The organism is Phytoactinopolyspora endophytica, from assembly GCF_004138495.1.
Lineage (GTDB): Bacteria > Actinomycetota > Actinomycetes > Jiangellales > Jiangellaceae > Phytoactinopolyspora > Phytoactinopolyspora endophytica.
In genome coordinates this window covers 17,727-20,211 of record NZ_ML142872.1, presented here as the reverse complement: position 1 = coordinate 20,211, position 2,485 = coordinate 17,727, and the positions used below count along the sequence as shown (strand labels likewise).

General features: G+C 70.2%; 2 protein-coding genes. Both read left to right on the top strand.

The window, feature by feature from the left end; genetic code table 11:
* Positions 1-101 precede the first annotated feature (101 nt).
* Positions 102-836 carry an ABC transporter ATP-binding protein gene (locus tag ELR45_RS30735; RefSeq protein WP_129669693.1) on the top strand — a complete coding sequence of 245 codons (735 nt, stop codon included), beginning with the start codon at positions 102-104 and terminating at the stop codon, positions 834-836.
* Positions 833-2,485: ABC transporter permease (locus ELR45_RS39740; protein WP_205857593.1), on the top strand; the 1,653-nt coding region annotated here is incomplete at its 3' end. The genes ELR45_RS30735 and ELR45_RS39740, both read left to right, overlap by 4 nt.

Here is a 2,485-nt window from a genome sequence, read left to right as displayed (position 1 = left end):
GCGTCGCTCGCCGACTTCGATACGTTGATGCGGCTCGGATTCGGGCTGGTCTCGGTGCTGTGCATCGTCGCTCTGGTCGTCGACCATCTGCGCAAGCGCCGGTGACCCTCGAGCACGCGCTCACCCTGAATCGGGTCACCAAGACGTACGCCGACGGCGACCGCACGGTCATCGCGCTCGACGACATCTCCTTGGCCGTTCCGACCGGCTCGTTCCTCGCGGTCATGGGGCCATCCGGCTCTGGCAAGAGCACCCTGCTGAACTGCGCTGCCGGGTTGACGCCGCCGACCTCCGGTGAGGTGACGATCGGTGGCACCGGCATCAGCCACCTCAACGAGACACGCCGTACCGAAGTCCGCAGGGAGCGCGTCGGGTTCGTGTTCCAGCAGTACAACCTGGTGCCGTCGCTGACGGTTGAGCAGAACATCACCCTGCCGCTGCGGCTCGCCGGCCGCGAACCGGATCGCGCCTGGTTACGGCAGCTGGCCGACCGGATGGGTCTCGACGCTCTGTTCCGGAGGCGGCCGGCAGAGCTGTCCGGCGGTCAGCAGCAGCGTGCCGCCATCGTGCGTGCCCTGGCCGCCCGGCCTGGGGTGATCTTCGCCGACGAACCCACCGGTGCACTCGACCTAGCCAGCGCTGTGGAGGTGCTCAGTCTTCTCCGTGGACTCGCGGACGACCTCGGCCAGACCGTCGTCCTGGTGACTCACGACGCGGCCGCGGCGGCACGGGCACACGACGTACTGGTGATGGCCGACGGACGCATCGTGGACATCGTCTCCCATCCATCAGCGGACGCCCTGGCACATCGCATGACCACGCTGGCGGCGAGGTGACCGGATTGGCGTGGGCGATGACCCGGCTAGGGGCCATCGTCGCCGTGTGCTTCGCCGTCGTGGGCGGATCGGCCTTCGTCACCGCCGTCGCTGTGCTGGCCGAGTCCGGTCTGCGCGCACACGCAACAGTGGATCGGCTCGCCGGAGCCGACGTGGTCGTCTCGGCCCGTCAGACCCTGCCACAGGACGAGGACCTGCCGGCTGCGCTGCCGGAGCGCGCCGTCGTTCCCGCCGACCTGATCGACCGGCTGGCCGACCTCCCGGGTGTCGCCTGGACGATCGGAGATCTGAGCTTTCCCGCCGCCGTGATCGACGGTGCCGGCGACGAAGGCCACCAGGCACGCACAGCGGGCCACGGGTGGTCGTCCGCGAAGCTGCTCGGGCCGCACAGCGTGACGGGCCGTGCGCCATCCGGCCCGGACGAGGTGGCATTGGGAGACCGTGCCAGCGCGGGACACCGGGTGGGCGACCTGGTCCGCATCGTGGCCGCCGGACAGACGGACGTCCACCGGGTGTCCGCGCTCGTCGACGGGCCGGGCATCTTCTTCCCCGAGGACATGGCTATAGAGCTGGCCGGTCGCGACGGTGGTCCACGTCGGGACACGGTCGATCTCGTCGCGCTTGGAGCCGCTCCTGGCACCTCGCCCGACGCCTTGGCCGCTGACGTACGGCGCGCCGTCGGCGATCGATTCGAGGTCGCGACCGGCGATGCCCGTGGTGACGCGGAAGTACCGGGGATCGAAGCGGCACGTATGCTGCTTGTCGTCCTCGCTGGATCCGTGGCCGGTATCGCCCTGCTGGTCGTCGCGTTCGTCATCGGTGGCGCGCTATCCGTGTCCGTCAACCGGCAGCGCCACGAGCTCGCGCTGATGCGCGCCATCGGCGCCACTGGGCGCCAGGTCAGGCGGCTCGTCGCTGTTCAGAGCCTCACCGGCGCCATGCTCACCGCTCCGGCAGGGGTGCTGATCGGCTATCTTCTCGCGGGACGGCTGCGTGCCGCTCTCGTCTCGCTCGGCGTGTTGCCGGACGAGCTACCCCTCATCTGGAGCCCGCTTCCCGCCGTCGCCGCGCTCCTGCTCACCCTTGCCGTGGTGCGCGTATCCGCGTGGGCCGCGGCGTTCAAGGTGTCCCGGATGCCGCCCACAGAGGCCGTCGCCGAGTCCCAGAGCGAGCCACGCCACCCGTCCGTGATTCGAACCAGGGCAGGCCTGCTGCTGATTCTGGCGTCTCTGCCGATCTCCATCGTTCCACTCCTGGTACGCGCCCACGATGCCGCAGCCGCCACCGCGTCGGCGAGCATCCTGGCCGTGATCGGACTCGCGCTCGCCGGCCCGTGGCTCGCCGCCACCGGAGGTGATCTTCTGGCCGGCAGGCTGCCGCGTCGGACAACGGTGCCGACCTGGTTGGCGGTGCACAACAGCCGCGGATACGCGCTCCGGTTCTCCGCGGCCGTCGCAGCACTCGCCATGGTGGTCACCCTGGCCCTCAGCTACACGCTCACACAGACAACGGTCATGAGTGCGGCCACCGCCGATGTCGCGGCCGGGACACACGCCGACCGTGCCCTCACCGCGCCAGATCTGGGCGGGATCCCCGACGGGCTGCTGGCTGACGTCCGGGCCCTGCCCGGTGTCTCCGCAGCCATCAGC